General features: G+C 66.0%; 16 protein-coding genes. 9 read left to right on the forward strand and 7 right to left on the reverse strand.

All coding sequences use genetic code 11. From position 1 onward, the window contains the following. Positions 1 to 64: 64 nt before the first annotated feature. The 3 genes from BLS42_RS17760 to BLS42_RS17770 are packed head-to-tail and all read right to left on the reverse strand — an operon-like array spanning position 65 to position 2401. Positions 65 to 793 (reverse strand): hypothetical protein, encoded by a 729-nt coding sequence (locus tag BLS42_RS17760; RefSeq protein WP_371129612.1) that lies wholly within the window; start codon positions 791 to 793, stop codon positions 65 to 67. Beyond that, positions 786 to 1589: an alpha/beta hydrolase gene (locus BLS42_RS17765; RefSeq protein WP_090583562.1), complete on the reverse strand. Its 804-nt coding sequence runs from the start codon at positions 1587 to 1589 to the stop codon at positions 786 to 788. The genes BLS42_RS17760 and BLS42_RS17765 overlap by 8 nt, the downstream gene beginning before the upstream one ends. After that, entirely contained in the window at positions 1586 to 2401 is an 816-nt protein-coding gene (locus BLS42_RS17770; RefSeq protein ID WP_090583563.1) for an alpha/beta hydrolase, read from the reverse strand. The genes BLS42_RS17765 and BLS42_RS17770 overlap by 4 nt, the downstream gene beginning before the upstream one ends. Before the next feature lie 113 nt (positions 2402 to 2514). Here BLS42_RS17770 and BLS42_RS17775 point away from each other — a divergent pair, with 113 nt between their 5' ends. Together BLS42_RS17775 and BLS42_RS17780 are read left to right on the forward strand one after the other, a co-directional pair. Beyond that, positions 2515 to 3366: a lysophospholipid acyltransferase family protein gene (locus BLS42_RS17775; RefSeq protein WP_090583564.1), complete on the forward strand. Its 852-nt coding sequence runs from the start codon at positions 2515 to 2517 to the stop codon at positions 3364 to 3366. Positions 3367 to 3454: 88 nt separating this feature from the next. Then, the gene (locus BLS42_RS17780) at positions 3455 to 4846 is read left to right on the forward strand and encodes a class II 3-deoxy-7-phosphoheptulonate synthase (RefSeq protein WP_090583566.1); all 1392 of its coding nucleotides are present in this window, start codon (positions 3455 to 3457) and stop codon (positions 4844 to 4846) included. A 108-nt stretch (positions 4847 to 4954) separates the two neighbouring features. Here BLS42_RS17780 and BLS42_RS17785 read toward each other — a convergent pair whose 3' ends face one another. Both BLS42_RS17785 and BLS42_RS17790 read right to left on the reverse strand, forming a co-directional pair. Beyond that, positions 4955 to 7114 (reverse strand): Stk1 family PASTA domain-containing Ser/Thr kinase, encoded by a 2160-nt coding sequence (locus BLS42_RS17785; RefSeq protein WP_090583567.1) that lies wholly within the window; start codon positions 7112 to 7114, stop codon positions 4955 to 4957. 103 nt (positions 7115 to 7217) lie between these two features. After that, complete coding sequence (locus tag BLS42_RS17790; RefSeq protein WP_090583568.1) at positions 7218 to 8603, reverse strand: lytic transglycosylase domain-containing protein; 1386 nt, start codon at positions 8601 to 8603, stop codon at positions 7218 to 7220. 306 nt (positions 8604 to 8909) lie between these two features. On the opposite strand from BLS42_RS17790, the gene BLS42_RS17795 reads away from it, so the two are divergent. Beyond that, positions 8910 to 9263 (forward strand): Rv2175c family DNA-binding protein, encoded by a 354-nt coding sequence (locus tag BLS42_RS17795; RefSeq protein ID WP_026538795.1) that lies wholly within the window; start codon positions 8910 to 8912, stop codon positions 9261 to 9263. A gap of 125 nt (positions 9264 to 9388) precedes the next feature. On the opposite strand, the gene BLS42_RS17800 is transcribed toward BLS42_RS17795, so the two are convergent. Together BLS42_RS17800 and BLS42_RS17805 are read right to left on the reverse strand one after the other, a co-directional pair. Beyond that, the gene (locus BLS42_RS17800) at positions 9389 to 10483 is read right to left on the reverse strand and encodes a polyprenyl synthetase family protein (protein ID WP_090583569.1); all 1095 of its coding nucleotides are present in this window, start codon (positions 10481 to 10483) and stop codon (positions 9389 to 9391) included. After that, positions 10480 to 11007: a hypothetical protein gene (locus BLS42_RS17805; protein WP_090583570.1), complete on the reverse strand. Its 528-nt coding sequence runs from the start codon at positions 11005 to 11007 to the stop codon at positions 10480 to 10482. The genes BLS42_RS17800 and BLS42_RS17805 overlap by 4 nt, the downstream gene beginning before the upstream one ends. A gap of 163 nt (positions 11008 to 11170) precedes the next feature. Here BLS42_RS17805 and dinB point away from each other — a divergent pair, with 163 nt between their 5' ends. The 6 genes from dinB to BLS42_RS17835 all read left to right on the forward strand — a co-directional run bounded on the left by dinB (position 11171) and on the right by BLS42_RS17835 (position 17599). Then, positions 11171 to 12391 (forward strand): DNA polymerase IV, encoded by a 1221-nt coding sequence (gene dinB / locus BLS42_RS17810; protein ID WP_090583638.1) that lies wholly within the window; start codon positions 11171 to 11173, stop codon positions 12389 to 12391. Between the two features lie 304 nt (positions 12392 to 12695). Beyond that, complete coding sequence (locus BLS42_RS17815; protein ID WP_090583572.1) at positions 12696 to 13067, forward strand: DUF3040 domain-containing protein; 372 nt, start codon at positions 12696 to 12698, stop codon at positions 13065 to 13067. Positions 13068 to 13468: 401 nt separating this feature from the next. Further along, positions 13469 to 13897 carry a division/cell wall cluster transcriptional repressor MraZ gene (gene mraZ, locus BLS42_RS17820; protein WP_028275887.1) on the forward strand — a complete coding sequence of 143 codons (429 nt, stop codon included), beginning with the start codon at positions 13469 to 13471 and terminating at the stop codon, positions 13895 to 13897. Between the two features lie 185 nt (positions 13898 to 14082). Next, positions 14083 to 15081, forward strand: coding sequence for a 16S rRNA (cytosine(1402)-N(4))-methyltransferase RsmH (gene rsmH / locus BLS42_RS17825; protein WP_090583577.1), 999 nt, complete (start codon positions 14083 to 14085; stop codon positions 15079 to 15081). Next, positions 15078 to 15755, forward strand: a complete 678-nt coding sequence (locus tag BLS42_RS17830) for a cell division protein FtsL (protein WP_090583578.1) — start codon at positions 15078 to 15080, stop codon at positions 15753 to 15755. Before rsmH ends, BLS42_RS17830 begins: the two co-directional genes overlap by 4 nt. Positions 15756 to 15796: 41 nt before the next feature. Beyond that, positions 15797 to 17599: a peptidoglycan D,D-transpeptidase FtsI family protein gene (locus BLS42_RS17835; RefSeq protein WP_090583579.1), complete on the forward strand. Its 1803-nt coding sequence runs from the start codon at positions 15797 to 15799 to the stop codon at positions 17597 to 17599. The last annotated feature ends 101 nt before the right edge of the window (positions 17600 to 17700 follow it).

Below are 17700 nucleotides of genomic sequence, written 5' to 3' on the forward strand. Positions count from 1 at the left end.
CATGGAGTAACCACCGGAGTATCCGGTGGACTAAATGCCCGGGTGAACTAGATGATCGGGTGGACTAGATGCGTGCCCCGTCGTCGTGCTCGTCCTTCTCGCCCGGCAGCTTCATGATCAGGAAGACCACCGCGACCGCGAACGCGGCCACCATGCCAAGGATCGCCAGCAGCGGGGCCGAGCGCCAAAACATAGCCGAGAGTACGAGCGCAATCGGGCCGCCCACCGCGCCAATCCAGGCGAGGACAGTCATCGGATCTGCCCCTGCCAGACTCGGCGGCTCCTCCGGGACGAACGCGCCGTCGTCGTCGGGCTCGTAGTCGCGGGGACCGGGCGTTGTGTCCGGTATCTCGTTGCTGCCCGCAGCCGGCTGCCCCGGGGCGGGGGCGAGCCGCTCCTTGGCGGAGAGCTCGATCGGCGCGGCGCCGGAGAGACCCAGCGGATCAAAATCACGGAACGTCCTGCCTGGCGGGAAGGCAGAACCCGAGCCAGCGCCGGCGGCGCTGTCGGTTCCGCCGGCCGGGCCGCCAGCTGCCTCGTCCCCGTCTGCCCACACCCCTTCAAGCCTGGCGACGAGATCGAGCCAGACGGCGTCGTCGTCGGCGGCCTGTGCGTCCCCGGTCAGGGACTCATGGGGCTGGGACTGAGGGGGCTGGGACTCCTGGGGCGGGGTGGCGCCCGAGTGCTGGGCGCCGGAAGTGGCAGCGTCAGCGTCAGGGAGAGGGGACCGGGCGTCGGCGGGGTCCGGGTCCGGGGCCTCGGGATCCGGGAGGTCGGGGTCTGGTTTAGTCATTGGCCGTGTCCTTCCGGCTGGCGCGGGCGGCGCCCGGACTGGCTGCCGATGCAACGGACCGGACGAATTCGGCCGTGCCACGGAAGATCTCGGGCGCGTCGTTGTCCATGGTAGCCACGTGGTAGCTGTTTTCGAGCCGGACCACCTCGAGCGGGGCGTGGGTCAACCCGCAGCGCAGGGCCACCATGCTGGATTCAGACACCACATGATCCACTGCGGAACGGTACACCCGGACAGGAGCCGTAATGCGGGGCAGCAGCCGTACGGTGTCCTTGAACATCTTGTTGAGCTCGTGCGCGGCGGCCACGGGCGTCCGCGGGTACGCACCCTCATTCATGCCCGGTTTGAGGATGTCATTGGCTATCGCGGGGGTGCTCTTGAGGACAAACTTTAGGATGCCGGCCAGCGGGGCGCGGGGATCATCAATGACCAGGCCGGGGTTGACCACCACGACCCCCGCCACGGGGCGGGTGGCCGCAATCCGCAACGCCAGGGCGCCGCCCATGGACAGTCCCGCCATGACCACGACGTCGCATTCTTCCGCAAGTTCCAGGTAGGCCGCGTCCAGGGCCGCGTGCCAGTCCTGCCAGCGGTTCTTGGCCAGCTCCTGCCAGCTCGTTGCGTGCCCCGGCAGCAGGGGCAGCCGGACGGCGAACCCGGCACTGGCCAGGGACAACGCCCAGTCCCGTACACCGTGCGGGCTGCCGGTGAAGCCGTGGGACACCACGACGCCGGTTCGGGGGCCGGTTCCCGTGAACGGGCTGCTGAACGGCGAGTGGTCCGGGAGGATGCTCATGGGGTCTCCGAGGGGGCGGTGGGCGGCATGGTGGACCGTGTGTGGGTGGCGTGGGCATGCTGAAGGAAGAAGCGGACTGATTCTTCAAAGAGTAGCGGCGCATCGGCGTCCAGGGTGGCAACGTGCCCGCTGCGCGGGAGTGGGACCACCGTGAGATCCCGGGATCCGAGTCTCCTGCGCAGCAGAGCGAGGGATGATGGCGGGACCACGGCGTCGGTCCCCGATTTGAAGACAAGGGTAGGAGCCTGGACTGCCGGCAGGTCGCGCAGGGTTGCGGAGAACAGCCGGCGCAGCTGGTGGACGGCGGCCAGCGGCGTCACGGAGTAGTCGCCGTCGTCGGTGGTGGCCGCCGTGGAGTTCTCCTCCTGAATCGGCGTGGTGGTGCGCTGGAAGTACTTGAGCAGTCCCACGATCCTGACCCTGCGGTCATAGAAGCTCAGGCCGGGGTTGACGGCGGCGACGCCGGCCACGCTGTGGCGGGCCGCTGTGCGCAGCGCTATGGTGCCGCCCATGGACAGCCCTGCGACGTAGCAGTCATTGGTCCGGGCGGCCAGGTCCAGGTACGCCGTTTCAAAGCTCGTGTACCAGTCCTGCCAGCCTTGCCGGGCGAGGTCCCGCCAGTGGGTGCCGTGCCCGGGCAGAAGTGGCACTGATACCGCGAAGCCCTGGGCGGCGAGGTGATGGGCCCACGGCAGGACGCTGTGCGGGCTGCCCGTGAAGCCGTGGCAGATGGCCACGCCGGTCCGGGCGTTGGGGCCGTGGCCGGGGTAGCTGAAAGCGGCGGGCGCCGGGGAAGTGCTGCTTTCAGTCATGAGCCCATCGTGTCACCCTTGGAGGCAAAACTCACTAGAGTAAGGTGTCCATTGAAGTCCGGGCCGGACCCGATTCGGGCGGCCGGCCAGACGCCTTCCGGAGAGGTCACCGAGTGTTTTATTGGTTCATGAAGACGTTCGTCCTGGGACCGGTAGTGAAGCTGCTGTTCCGACCCTGGGTCAAGGGCCTCGACAACGTCCCGGCCGAGGGCGGCGCGATCCTGGCCTCGAACCACCTCTCCTTCTCGGATTCCATCTTCATGCCGCTCATGGTGCCGCGGCCGGTCGTATTCCTGGCGAAATCCGAATACTTTACCGGCACCGGGATCAAGGGCAAGCTGACCGCGGCCTTCTTCCGGCTCACCAACCAGCTCCCCATGGACCGGTCCGGGGGAGCCGCGTCCGCGCAGTCCTTGAACGCAGGCATGGACGTGCTCAGGAACGGCTCGCTCATGGGCATCTACCCCGAGGGGACACGCAGCCCCGACGCGCGCCTCTACCGCGGCAAGGTGGGCGTTGCCCGCCTGGCGTTGCAGGCCCGTGTCCCGGTCATTCCGGTGGCGATGATCGGAACGGACAAAGTCCAGCCGATCGGCAAGCGCGTGCCCAATATCCGTCGCATCGGCATGATCTTTGGCGAACCGCTCGACTTCAGCCGCTACTACGGGATGGAAGATGACCGGCTGGTCCAGCGTTCGGTGACCGACGAGATCATGTATGAACTCATGCGGCTGTCCGGCCAGGAATACGTGGACGAGTACGCTGCAGTCGTGAAGCTCCGCCTGGCGGGCAAAGCCCAGGAAGCAACCCCGGACAAAGCGTCCGCGGGCCCCGGTGCGGTGCCGGAAGCGGCCCCCGACACAGCCCCAGTCATAACACCGGACATAACACCAGACGACGTTCAGAACCCCGGCGCGCCGACTGCCGCCGCGGAAGACGGCCCCGAGGCTCCCGGGACTGCCTAACTGGCGCTACAGGTGCCATGTGACGGCAACGGAGCTGTCAATGACAGGCAGGGCCGCCGAACCTCGACGCGGCAACTATCCTTAGAGGGTGACCGAGCTATCTGAGAAACCAGTTTCCCCGCTGAACAGCACTGCCCAGAGCGGAGCCGCCAACTATCCCGGACTGGACAACTGGCGGGAGCTCCCGGCCTCGCAGCAGCCCACCTGGTCGGACCCGGCTGTGTTTGAGGCGTCCGTCAAGGAACTCTCCGTCCTCCCGCCCCTCGTGTTCGCCGGCGAAGTGGACATCCTTCGTGAACGGCTTGCCGCCGCCGCGCAGGGCAAGGCATTCCTGCTCCAGGGCGGCGACTGCGCCGAGACTTTCGAAGCGGCGACGGCGGACAGGATCAGCGCCCGCGTCCGGACCATCCTGCAGATGGCCGTCGTCCTCACCTACGGTGCGGCCATGCCCGTCATCAAGATGGGCCGCATGGCTGGCCAGTTCGCCAAGCCCCGCTCCTCCAACGATGAAACGCGCGACGGCGTCACGCTGCCGGCCTACCGCGGCGACATCGTCAACGGCTACGACTTCACACCCGTTTCCCGCGCCCATGACGCCGGCCGGATGCTGAAGGCCTATCACACCTCCGCCTCGACGCTGAACCTGATCCGCGCCTTCACCCAGGGCGGCTTCGCGGACCTGCGACTGGTGCACCAGTGGAACAAGGGCTTCACCGAAAACCCGGCCCACGCCCGCTACGAGTCCCTGGCCCGGGACATCGACCGCGCCATCAAGTTCATGTCCTCCTGCGGCGCCGACTTCGAGGCACTCAAGCGCGTGGAGTTCTACGCCAGCCACGAGGCCCTGCTGCTGGACTACGAGCGCGCCCTGACCCGCATCGATTCGCGCACCGGGCTGCCCTACGACACCTCGGCACACTTCCTGTGGATCGGGGAGCGCACCCGCGAGCTGGACCAAGCACACGTTGACTTCCTCGCCCGCGTCCGCAACCCGATCGGCGTGAAGCTCGGCCCGTCGACGAGCGGCGACGACGCCCTGCGCCTGATCGACAAGCTGGATCCGGACCGGGAACCCGGCCGGCTCACCTTCATCACCCGTATGGGTGCCGGCAACATTCGCGAGAAACTGCCGGCGATCGTCGAACGCGTCACGGCCTCCGGGGCCCAGGTCCTGTGGGTCACCGACCCCATGCACGGCAACACGGTCACCTCGCCCAACGGCTACAAGACCCGCAATTTCGACGACGTCATCGACGAAGTGCGCGGATTCTTCGAAGTCCACCACTCGCTCGGCACCGTTCCCGGCGGACTGCACGTGGAGATGACGGGCGACGACGTCGCCGAATGCCTCGGCGGAGCCGATCCGATCGACCAGGAAGCCTTCCTGGACCGCTACGAGTCGGTCTGCGATCCGCGCCTGAACCACATGCAGTCGCTCGAAATGGCGTTCCTTGTCGCCGGTGCCCTCGCAAAGCGCTGACCCGTTGCACTGATCGACAACCAAGCAGGTTGATAAAAAAGTTCCGCCCGGCTGATGCAGCCGGGCGGAACTTTTATCTGGAGTGGGTCTGCCCTGAGCCTGGTGCGCTCAGACCACAGTCAGAGTGATAGTCGAGCCTTCCGGCACGGACGTGTCCACCGGATACTGGTCGCGGACTGTTCCGAAGAACCCGCCCAGGATCTCATCGATCTCGACCTTGAATCCGAGCTTCTTGAGGGCTTCCTTGGCTTCCTTGGCCTGTTTCCCGATGAAACTGGGTACCTCGACGAGCTTCGGGCCCTTCGAGATGGTCAGGGTCACAGTCCCGCCCTTGGTCAGGTTGCCGGAGGCAGGATCCTGCGCCACCACAGCGCCCTCGGGTACATTCTTGTCGTTGACCCGCGCCGGGGAGACCACGGCCTTCAGCCCGGCGGCCTCGAGGGCATCGACGGCGGCACCCTGCTCCTGGCCTCGGACATCTGGAACGGGAATGGGCTGCGGGCCCTTCGAGACCGTCAGGCCCACCGGCGTGCCGTGCCTCACGGGGTTCCCACTGCGCGGCGCCTGAGCCAGGACAGTCCCGGCGGGCGCCGACTCATCAAACGTTCCGGTAACCGGGCCCAGGGCCATTTTGGCGCCGTTGAGGGCCTTCTTGGCCTCGTCCAGGGTCTTGCCGGTGAGTTCCGGTAGCGGGAACAGCTCCGGGCCTTTGGAAACGGCAAGCGACACCGGTAGGAACTTGCGGACGACCTCGCCGGCCTTCGGCTCCGAGCCGACCACGAGGCCCGGCTTGATGTCGTCGTTGAAGACATCCTTGACCGTGGATTGGAAACCGGCGGTGCGCAGCAGATCCTGGGCCTCGGCAACGGTCTTGTGCGCCACCGGGGGGATCGTTCCGGGCGAGCCCGGGCCCATGCCGAAGAACCAGCCGGCGACGGCGGCGAGCAGCGCCGCGACCACGAGCAGTACGATCCACAACAGCCCGCGGCGTCGCGCGTTCCCTTCGTGCAGTGTCTTGGTGGGCGTGGCCGCCGCGCGCTGGCGCGCCTTCTCGTCGTCTCGGTCCAGCTTGCGCTGTGCGCGCTTGCTGGGGGCAATCGCAAATTCCGTGGGATCGTCATACCCGGCGGCGCCGTCGTAGGCGGCCTCGTCCGGAGCGGACAACGGTCCGTAGGCCGGACGCCGCGGGGTACCGGACATCACGGTGGTCGGGTTGGCGGTGGTGCGGGAGATCATCTCGGTGGGCCGGGCAAGGCTGCCGTAAACCTCAGTCTGCAATTCCGTGGGCGGCTGCACGTAGGCGGTGTCCTGCGCGTCGTGCGCGTCCGACGCCGCGCCGGTATGGCCGGGCGGCCAGCCCGGCGGGGCGGCCACGGCCGGCAGCGGGCTGCGGACAGCCGCCGGCGGCTGGAGGTCGAGTTCGGCGTCCGTGAGGTTGGTCCTGATGTGCCGGAGTTCGGACAACAGTGCGCTCCCGTCGACGGGGCGTTTTTCCGGGTCCCGGTCCGTGCACCACTGGACGAGTTCGTCGATTTCCGTAGCCAGCCCGGGCACCTCCACGGAGGGAGCTTCCACGGTGGAATTGACGTGCTGGTAGGCGACCTGGATGGGCACGTCGCCGTCGAACGGCTGCCGGCCAGTGATCATCTCGTAGAGCATGATCCCCACCGAATAGATGTCGCTGCGGGCATCTGCCTGTTTTCCCAGGACAAGTTCGGGGGAGAGGTAGGCAACAGTCCCGATGAGGGCGCCGGTGCTCGTGGACGTCGAGATAGCGCGTGCCAGGCCGAAGTCGCCTAGCTTGATCCGTCCGTCGTCGGCGATCAGGACGTTTTCCGGCTTGATGTCCCGATGGATCATTCCGGCGGCGTGCGCGGCGCCGAGCCCTTCGACGACCGGATCGATCAGCGCAAGGGCCAGCCGCGGTGACAGGGCGCCCTTGTCATTGAGGACGTCCCGCAGCGTGTGGCCCTTGATGTACTCCATGACCAGATAGGCGAGCCGGCCGTCTTCGCCCTGGTCCAGGACGCCCACCACGTGGGGGTGCGAAAGCCGGGCGGCAGCCTTGGCTTCGCGCCCCAGCCGGTCAAGGAACTGCGGGTCGTCCGCCAGATGGGGGTGGAGCACCTTCAGCGCGACATCCCGGTCAAGCCGCTGGTCCGTGGCGAGGTACACGGTGGACATCCCGCCGCGGGCAAGCCTGGATTGAACCTGGTAGCGGTTGTCCACCAGGTTCCCTACGAGAGCGTCCGACACGTAATCTTGCACCTTACAATCGTAGTCGCTGGACAGAAACGGGCCCGAATCAACATGCGATCCGGGCCCGTAGGCTCACGCTCCGTTGCAAGGGAGCCTGTGCTGGAGTCTGTATTTAGCGGAACAGGCTCCGGTTGGCCTTGATGGCGGCGACGTACGCCTTGGTGTCTTCGAACATGCCATTCTGGCTGACCGAGTACTGGCCCTGGTAGTAGCCGGCGATCGCGGTGTCCAGATCAGGGCTCGTGCGGACCAACTGGCGGATGATCGCGATGCCTGCCGTGGCGTTGTCGTACGGATCCAGGAGGTTCAGTTTGCGGCCCACGAGATCGGAGGCCCATTGTCCGGAGGACGGGATGACCTGCATGGTGCCAATCGCATTGGCCGGTGACACGGCACGCTGGTTGAAGCCGGATTCCTGGTAGGCAAAGGCCATGGCGAGGCTGGCATCTACGCCCATGCGCCGTGCCGTATCCGCCACGATCGACTTCATCTGCTGAAGGCTGGGTACCGGAGCGGCGTTGAGCAGCGCCTTGTTCTGGTTGGCCGAGCTGACCACCGCGGCCGGGTAGCTGAACCCGAGGAACGTGCTGGGCACGAGGGGCGTGGTTGCAGCAGGCTTGCTCGACGCCGGTGCGATGGTCGACGCGCCGGGGATGACGAGCTTCTGGCCCGGGTAGATGATGCTCGACATTGTCAGCTGGTTGGCCGACAGGACGTCCGAGAGCCTTGCGCCGTTGCGGGCTGCGATGCCGGAAAGCGTATCGCCCGCCTTGATGGTGTAAGAGCCCGAGCTGGCCGGTGCGGAATTTGTCGCGGGCTTTGTCGCGGCGGGAGCCGGGCTGCTGGAACCGCCGCCGACCTTGACCTTCTGGCCGGGATAGATCACCGAGCTCATGCCGAGCCCGTTCCACTTGACGACCTCGGAAAGCCCAACGCCGTGGCGTGTGGCGATGGCGCTCAGGGTGTCGCCTGCTTTCACGACGTAGACGCGGCCGGCGCTGGAGGCAGCTTTGGTAACAGCCGCGGAAGTTGAAGAGGCCCGGGCGGCCGGAGTGGCTGCCGGCGCCGGCTTCGAGCCCGTGAGCTTGATCTTCTGCCCCGGGTAGATGAGGGTGTTCGCCTTCAGGTTGTTCAGCTTCAGCACGGCGAAGGTGTCCAGGCCATAGCGGCCGGCAACGGAACTGATGGTGTCGCCGCGGGCGATCGTGTAGACGGCGGGAACCGCGGACTTCGCGGGCCGCATGGCGCTGGGCAGCGTTGCCGGGACGGAGGCGGCGGGGATCAGTGCCGCCTTTTGGGACGTCGTTGCGTCCGCCGTTGCCTGGGCACGCATGGCCGCCGCGAGGGTTGCCGGGACCGAACGCACACGCGATTCGGCGGCGGCAGGCTGGGCGATCGCCAGGGAAGAAAGCACGACGGCGGGAAGCGCCGCCGTCGTCGCCGCGATCAGCGGCAGGCTGCGCCCCGGACGGAGCTGTGGCGAACGTGAGGTTGTCATTGGAAAGATCCTCTTCTCAGCGGCAACGCTGCGGTCAGGCCGGTAGAACTGGTGTTACCAGTGTGACAAATGTTATTTCTGTTACAAATGTGATCTATGTGAATGTCTCATGAATTGGCAATTAGTACAAGAACTGTTTGACATTCCGCAAACCAGTCTCCGGCGCAATGTCGGCCAAACGCCGTCCCCGCGGAGTCCCGTGTGAACCTGGGCGGCCTTCCGGCGGCGGGATGGGCCGTGGTCGCGGCCATGATTTCTGTGGCTGCCGACTAGGCGGCGGGGCACCCGCCGTGGCAATCTTTATGCGTGAGTAATGTAGAAAGCCTCGTGGGCGAATGGCTGCCCCTGCCCGATGTCGCACAGCTTCTGAACGTATCTATTACAAAGGTCCATGCACTGCTGGACGAGCGTGCGCTGGCGGCTGTGAGAATCGGCGACCGGCGCATCCGGTCCGTGCCTGCAGCTTTCATCCAGGACGGGCATGCAGTGGAGAGCCTGAAGGGCACCATTGTTGTCCTCTCGGACGCCGGGTACTCCGATGAGGAACTGATCAACTGGCTCTTCACCCCGGACGAGTCCCTCCGCGGCCGGCCGATCGACGCCCTTCGGGAAGGGCGCAAGACCGAAATCCGCCGCAGGGCGCAGTCGCTGGCCTGGTAGGCGCACTCCGGCAACATCAAGGAGCCGGCAGCATCCCTACGACGTGCCATTACGGGTCGTGTCCAGCGCAAGCAGCTGTGCACGGCCCGCCCGCTTTTCCGGGCACCTTTGCCTGGACGGCCGGACTAGGCGGCGCGGCTGACCGTGGCCTCTGCCAGCCTGCGGAGCGCGGTCTTGGGCAGCTCCTGGAGCGGCAGGAGGTCCAGGGCGGCGAAGGCCGCCTTGCCGAACTCCTCGATGAGAACTTCGGTGGCCTGGAGCGCACCGCAGTCCACGATGATCCGCCGGATCTCCTCGATGTCCGCGTCGCTGAGATCGGGGCTGCCCAGCTTGGCGTCGATGAACTCTGATTCGGCCGCCGAGGCCTGGTCCAGGGCGAAAGCCACCAAGACCGTGCGTTTGCCCTCACGGAGATCGTCCCCGGCAGGTTTGCCCGTGGTGACGGGGTCGCCGAAGACGCCAAGGACATCGTCCCGCAGCTGGAACGCCTCGCCGAGCGGCAGGGCGAAGGCCGAATAGCCGCGCAGCAGCTCGTCGCCGGCGCCGGCCAGGGCGCCGCCGAGAGCGAGCGGGTGTTCGGTGGAGTACTTGGCCGACTTGAACCGGATGATCGACTGGGCCCGGCTGACTGCCCCGGCGCGGTCCCGCCTGGGCCCGGCGACCTCTTCGAGGATGTCCAGGTACTGTCCGGCCATCACTTCGGCGCGCATCAGGTTGAAGATCAGCCGTGCCGGGCTGCCGGAGGCGGCGCGGTGTCCGATTTCGGTGAAGGATTCCTCGCTGAAGGACAGGCAGAGATCCCCGGTCAGGATGGCTGCCGCGTGGCCGAACCGCTCGCTGTCCAGCGCCCAGCCCTGGGCCTCGTGCAGTTCAATGAACCGGCGGTGGACGCTGGGACCGCCGCGGCGGGTGTCCGAGCGGTCAATGATGTCATCGTGGATCAGGGCCGCGGCCTGGAACAACTCCAGGGCCGAGCCGGCCGTGACCACCTCGGCCGCGCCGGCCTCCCCGCCGGCGCCACGCCATCCCCAGTAGCACATGAGCGCCCGCAGGCGCTTTCCGCCCGTGACCAGGTTTGAGATCGAGCCCATGAGCGGATCGATGTCCTGGGAGATCGAAGACATGACGGCCTGGCGGCTGGTCAGGAACTCCGTGAGCTTGCCGGCGACGGCGGCCACGTAATCGGCCTGCTCGAGCCGCAGCTGTTCAGCGAGACTCACTTGACGGACTCGGCAGCGACGTTCGCACCTATCGTGAACGTGGACACACCTGTTGTCTGCACGACGGCGATGTTTACGGTTTCGTTGTCCCCGCGAAGGAAGTCCTTGGAAGGCAGGGCGCCCACGGTTTCACCGGGTACTGCCTTGAAGCCCTGTGCCTCCAGCGCCTTGGTATAGAAGGCCAGGACATTGGCGGCGGGGGCAGTGGCGCTGCCGACCAGTGCCACGGTTGCCGGCGCGGTGGTTTTATCAATGCTGCTGGACACCAGCTTGGCCCCGGGCATGAGCGGCAGGAGCTTCTGCGGGAAGCCGGGAACCAGGGCGCCGACCGTGGCCGAGGTGCCGGCTTCCGCGGAAGGGCTGGGGGGAGCCGTGGTGGAGGACTGCGCAGATGCGGCCGGGTTCGACGCCGACGACGCCGCAGGGCTCCCGGAGCCGGCAGGCGTGCATGCGGCCAAGGCCAATAGTGCGCCCGCCGCCGCGATGACCGCTGCGGCACGTTTGCGCTGTCCAAATACCTTCACAGGGACTTTCCTCCTGGTGTTGAAGCGGAATCAGCCTCCAGTTTAGTCAGTCCCCGGGCATAGGATTGAAGACGTGGGGCCGGACGCAGACAATGATCAGGGAGTTCAGCAGGGAGTGCAGACGAATGTGCACCCTCAGGGGCGGCCGAACGCGCAGCCCCACATCCAGCCTCCCGGCCGCCTGAGCGGGGAATCCCTGCTGGAACTGAGGCGCAGCAGCATCATGCACGTGGACATGGACGCGTTCTTTGTCTCCGTGGAGCTGCGCAGCCGTCCCGAGCTGAAGGGAAAGCCTGTGATTGTGGGCTATCCTGCGGACCGCTCCGTAGTGCTATCCGCGTCCTACGAGGCCCGGGCGTTCGGCGTCAGATCAGCGATGCCCATGGTGGTGGCGGCACGCATGTGCCCCTCGGCCGTCATCATCGAGCCCCGCCACAAGCTTTACTACGAAGTCTCCGGCCAGATCATGGAAATCTTTGGTTCCATCACAGACCTCGTCGAGCCGCTCAGCGTGGACGAGGCATTCCTGGACGTCGGGGGCGCCATCCGGCGGCTCGGTCCGCCCCGTGAGATTGGAGAACTGATCAGGGCCCGGGTCTTCCGGGAATTGGGAATCACGGCGTCGGTGGGCATTGCCGCCAGCAAGTTTGTGGCCAAGATCGCCTCCACCCGGTGCAAACCGGATGGGCTGCTGCTGATCAGGCCTGAGGAAACCGTCCCGTACCTGCACAGCCTTCCTGTCAGTGCGCTCTGGGGAGTCGGCGGCAAGACCGTGGAAGTGCTTGCCCGCAGGGGTATCCGGACGGTGGCGGACGTCGCCGCCTCGCCGCTGCCCTCGCTGCGGAAGCTGCTGGGCGCCTCGGGGGAGCATGTCTACCGGCTCTCCTGGGGCATTGATCCGCGGCCCGTGACACCGGTCCGGCTGGAAAAGAGCATTGGAGCAGAGGAGACGTTCGCCACTGACACCGCGGATGAGGCCCTGCTGCACCGCGAGCTGCTGCGGCTTTCGCACCGGACGGCGGAGCGCCTTCGCGGCGCCGGCATGCACGCCCGCACCGTGGCCCTCAAGCTGCGCTACGCGGACTTTTCCACCATTACCCGCAGCCGAACCGTCAGCACACCGATCGACAGCGCCCAACTCCTTTACGCCGTGGCAGTGCAGCTTCTGGAATCGGTAGGAGACCGGCCCATGACGGTCCGGCTGGTCGGCATCCGGGCCGAACAGCTGGAAGAGGCGGAACACGCCCCGCTCCAGCTCAGCCTGGACCGCCGGGACGACAACTGGCGGGCCGCCGAACAAGCCCTCGATGCTGTCACCCGGAAGTTCGGCAATAAGTCGGTTCTACCGGCACGGCTCCTGGATTCCGGAGGCCCCGTCGAATGAGCTCGGCGCAGGGATATGGCGGCGCCGCCCCGGCAGCGGTTCCGACGAAGGGTTTAGGGCAACGGACAGGGCCTTAAGACTGTCTTTCAGAACAGGCCGCAACAATCTATCCTTATTAATACCTAGGTTTACGACTACTGGATCGACCGTTCGGGCGACCTGGCCAGCTAAGACCGGCACGGGACTGTTGAACTGCCCCTTCACCAACGGCGGTGAATGGGAACCACTTCGGAATCCCGTGCGTTAGGGGATAAGGGCAATGGCCACGCCACGCCCGGACGATGGCAGACTTTAGGAGGTCGTGATGCCGCTCTCGGAGCACGAACAGAAGTTGCTGGAGCAACTTGAGAAGCAGCTGCATGAGGACGACCCAAAGTTTGCAAGCTCGATGGGATCGGTCCCCGGGCGCTCTTGGTCCACGCGCCACCTGGTCTTGGGCGTGCTCGCGACACTCGCGGGCGTGCTGCTGTTATTGGTCGGGGTGTCGACCCAAATCATCATTGTCGGGGTCGTGGGCTTTGTGGTGATGGGTGCAGGAGTCTATTTCGCCACGATGCGCAGTTCTGCTGTCGGCAAGGCCCGGGCCGCCGGCGGCCGCAAGCAGGGCAAGCCCAGGAGTTCGTTCATGAGCAACCTTGAGCAGCGCTGGGACGAACGGCACGGGGGCGAATCCTGAACCAATCCGTGATGGCGCCTTAAGCCCTCCACTTCCCGCCACCGGTACGCCGGCGGACGGCGCGAGACCCGCTTCGGCGGGTCTTTCGCCATTTAAAGCCGAAATTCTGCTGCGATTCGGACGCAAAGGGCGACCCCGTCGAATTGTTTGACCCCGGCGCCGGTCCCCGCCGTGAATCGGCGAGGGCGAGTGAGGCAATCAGGCAAAATCGCTCCACTTTCCCCCACCAATGCTGTTTCCCTGCAAATACTGGGAAGAAAGGGGATAAACATCCGCAAATTTGTCTCAACATCCCGGGCGTGTCGTTGACTGTGGAGTGATGTGGAGTAATGTGGAGGACGTAAGAGGGTAGTGGCAACACAGGGGACGTTGGACTTTCTAGAACAGACGGGTGGTGGGCCGTGTTTCTCGGCACACATTCGCCGCGTCTGGACGAAAAAGGTCGAATTATCCTCCCCGCGAAGTTCCGCGAGGAACTTGCGAGCGGGCTGGTTCTCACAAGGGGTCAGGAACGTTGCATCTATGTCTTCAGTGAGGCGGAATTCGGCCGGGTTCACGAGCAGATGCGGGAGGCTCCAATTTCCTCCAAGCAGGCACGTGACTACATCCGTGTTTTCCTCTCTGGAGCCTCGGACGAGGTACCTGACAAGCAGGGGCGCGTGACGATTCCGCCGGCGCTCCGGGAGTACGCAGGTCTTGGCCGGGAACTCGCCGTCATTGGCGCAGGATCCCGCGCGGAGATCTGGGACGCCCAGGCTTGGAATGAGTACCTGGCTGAAAAGGAAACCGCCTTCTCAGAAACAGACGACGCTATCCCGGGGATTCTCTGAACCCCCACTGATCCACCAGCACACAACGTTCCTTGATCGAGATCTCCAGCCGCCCATCCGGTTGTTGTCCTGGCTCACTTCCCCGGAGCCAGGCCGGCGCAGGGTAGGCGCGGATGGGGATCTGGACCAAGGAACGTTGCGTAAGAGCCGCAACCCGCAAATTCCCGCAACGAAAGGACGAAGGCATGACCGATCCCGACCAGGCGAAGCCTACGTCCGAACGCCATGTACCGGTCCTCAAGGACCGGTGCATCAATTTGTTGGCCCCGGGCTTCGAGGCTGCCCGGAGCCGCGGCGAGACCCCCGTGGTGATCGACGCGACGCTCGGCATGGGCGGCCACTCCGAGGCCCTCCTCCAGCGCTTTCCCGACCTCCACCTGATCGGCATCGACCGCGACGAGGAAGCCCTGGCGCTGGCGGGGGCGCGGCTGGCACCCTTCGCGAGCCGGACCGATCTCGTGCACGCCGTCTACGACGAAATTCCGGACGTCCTCGCGGACCTGGGCTTCACCGAAGTTCACGGTGTGCTGATGGACCTTGGCGTCTCGTCCCTCCAGCTGGACGAGCGGGAGCGAGGCTTTGCCTACTCCTTCGACGCGCCCCTGGACATGCGGATGGACACCAGCCGCGGCCAGACTGCGGCCGACGTCGTCAACAATTACAGCGAAGAGGATCTCGTCCGGATCATCCGGAAATGGGGCGAAGAGAAGTTCGCCGGCCGCATCGCCAACAGGATCGTGGCCGCGCGCGCAGAAAAGCCCCTTACCACCACCGGCGAACTCGTCGAACAGATCCGGTCCGTGGTGCCCGCCGGCGCCGCCAAGACCGGCGGCCACCCCGCGAAGCGCACCTTCCAGGCACTCCGGATCGAGGTCAACGAGGAACTGGACGTCCTGGAGCGCGCCATCCCGGCAGCCATCGAGGCCATCGCACTCGGTGGCCGCGTGGTGGTCATGTCCTACCACTCCCTGGAAGACAAGATCGTCAAGGGCTTCTTCCAGGCCGGATCGAAGTCCTCGGCGCCGCTCGGCTTCCCGGTCGAGCTCGAAGAGCACAAAGCCGAACTCAAAACCCTGACAAAGGGCACCGAGGTACCTACCGCCGCTGAAATCGCCGAAAACCCCCGCGCGGCGTCCGCCCGGCTGCGCGCCGTCGAACGCATCAAAGCCAGGAGAACCGCATGAGCACCGCCGCCGTCAACAGCTACCCCGTTGCCCAGGGCGCTACTGCACGTGCCCTGCCCGGCCGCCACCCCGGCACTGAAAAGACCCGGAAGGCACGCACTCCGCTGTCGTTGGTCCGCTCCGTGCCCCGCAAACGCCGCGCGCCCTTCGTGGTCCTCTGCTTCGGCCTCCTGGCGATTGCCCTCATGGCCGTGCTGGTCCTGAACATTTCCGTCTCCTCCGCCCAGTACCAGCTGGTCGAGCTCCGCAGTCAACAGACCACCCTGACCAAGCAGAACCAAGACCTCACCCAGCAAGTCCAGAACTTCGACGCCCCGCAGAACCTCGCGGCCAAGGCGACGGAACTGGGCATGGTGGCTTCCCTCGCCAAGGGCCAGATCGACCTCTCCACCCTTAGCGTCACCGGCAAGGCCAAACCGGCCGTCAAGGGCGATGCCCCGGGCGCCGTCATCGCCGCACCCGCCGTCGCCGGAGAGCTCAACGTTGTTCCTCCGGTGTCGGAGAATGAGCCGCTCGCCCAGCGAAAAGCGGCGGACACCGTGCCGGCGCCGGCAGCCGCAGAGCCCGCACCCGCACGCGCGGCGGCGCCTCCCGCCGCGGCGCCTCCCGCACCCGCCGTGGAGCTCCACGGCGGATCGGTTCCCGCCCCCGCACAGAAGACACCCGGGCAGTAACGTTCACTGACCACCAGCAAGGCAAGCAGCAAGGACTCACCGTGGCGAAGAACTCCGGCAAGGCAAGCAAGGCGAAAGCCCCAAACGCCACCCGGCGGCTCCGCTGGGGGCTCGGCATCATGCTGGCGCTCCTGCTGGTGGTCGGCAGCAAGCTGTTCATGGTCCAGGGCCTGGACATCGGGGGCATGGCGGAGGCCGCCCTCAACAACCGGCTCACGCCTACAGTGCTGCCTGCCGAGCGGGGCAGTATTCTCGATTCCTCCGGCACGGTCCTCGCCAGCAGTGTCATCCGCTACAACGTCGTGGTGGACCAGACCGTCAACACGAAGACGGAATCCTTCCGCCGGTTCGAAACCATCAACGGCAAGGAAGAGCTCGTCAAGGTCACCCGGGACCAGGGCATCTCCGAGCTGGCCGGCGTGCTCGGCATGGACCGTGGCGCCCTGCGCGACGCCCTGACCGGACTGCAGCGGTACTACATCGTGGCCAAGGACTTGAAGCCGGACGTCGAGGACCGGGTCTCCAAGCTGCAGATTCCGGGCATTGTCACCGAAGGCACCAGCAAGCGCGTCTACCCCAACGGCTCGGTGGCCGGCGGGATTGTCGGGTTCCTGCATGACGGCACCACGGGGCAGGCAGGTCTCGAACAGACCCAGAACGACATCCTCAGGGGGACACCGGGAAGGCGCGTGTTCGAAATCGGCGCCGACGGACTGCGCATCCCTGTGGGCGTGGACGAGCTGACGCCGGCGATCAACGGCAAGGACATCAAGCTCACACTGAACTCGGACCTGCAGTACTTCTCCCAGCAGGCGATCCAAAGCCAAAAGGACAAGCTCAGCGCCGAATGGGGCGTGATCGTAGTCTCCGATGTCAAGACCGGCAACATCATCGCTATGGCCGACACCGACGCCCCGGATCCCAACGATCCCGGCAAGGTCGCCGCCGAGAACCGCGGTGTCCGGGCCGTCACCGCTTCCTACGAGCCCGGGTCGGTGGAGAAAATGATCACCGCCGCCGCCGCGATCCAAGAAGGCAAATCCAGCCCGATGGACACCTTCACCATTCCGCCGACCTACACCGTGGACGGGCAGACCTTCAGCGACGCGTTCGAACACGGCACCGAGCGCCGGACGCTGGCCGGAATCGTCGGTTATTCCATGAACACCGGCACGGTCATGGTGGGTCAACGCCTGAGCAAGGACCAGCGCTATGCCTGGCTGCGGAAGTTCGGGATCGGTGAGGCCCCCGACATCGGGCTCCCGGCCGAATCCAAGGGCATCCTGACCCCGGCCGACCAGTGGGATGGCCGCCAGCAGTACACCGTCCTCTTCGGCCAGGGCGTCGCCCAATCCACCCTTCAGACAGTCCGGGCCTACCAGAGCATCGCCAACGACGGCGTCATGCTCCAGCCGCGGCTGATCGACAGCTACATCAACCCGGACGGAACCGAGGAAAAAGTCCCGGCCAAGGACCCGCAGCAAATCGTTTCCAAGGAGACCGCCAAGCAGGTCCGCGACATCCTTGAGAGCGCCGTGACCGAGGGCGAGATCAAGGAGGCCGCGATCGACGGGTACCGGGTGGGCGCCAAGACAGGAACGTCCGAATCCCCGTGCGACGACGGCAAATCCGGTTTCTGCGGCTACACCGCCTCGATCATCGGAATGGCGCCCATGGACAATCCGCGGTTTATTGTTGAGGTGGTCCTGCAACGGCCCAAGGGAAGCATCTTCGGAATCACCAACGGACCGGTGTTCCGTTCAGTGATGAGCCAGACGCTGCGCACATTCAACGTCCAGCCCTCCACCGGCGAACCCTCGCGGCTGCCGCAGTACGCCAAGTAACGCCTGTTCCACCGGCACCCGGAAATCACCAGCCGGGGCCCCTCCCAGTGCCTGCGTGCCGGAGCATGTCTTCGCGCGAAGGTTCCGGTCCATCAGTGCCC

Source organism: Arthrobacter sp. ov407 (genome assembly GCF_900102895.1).
Taxonomy (GTDB): Bacteria; Actinomycetota; Actinomycetes; order Actinomycetales; family Micrococcaceae; genus Arthrobacter.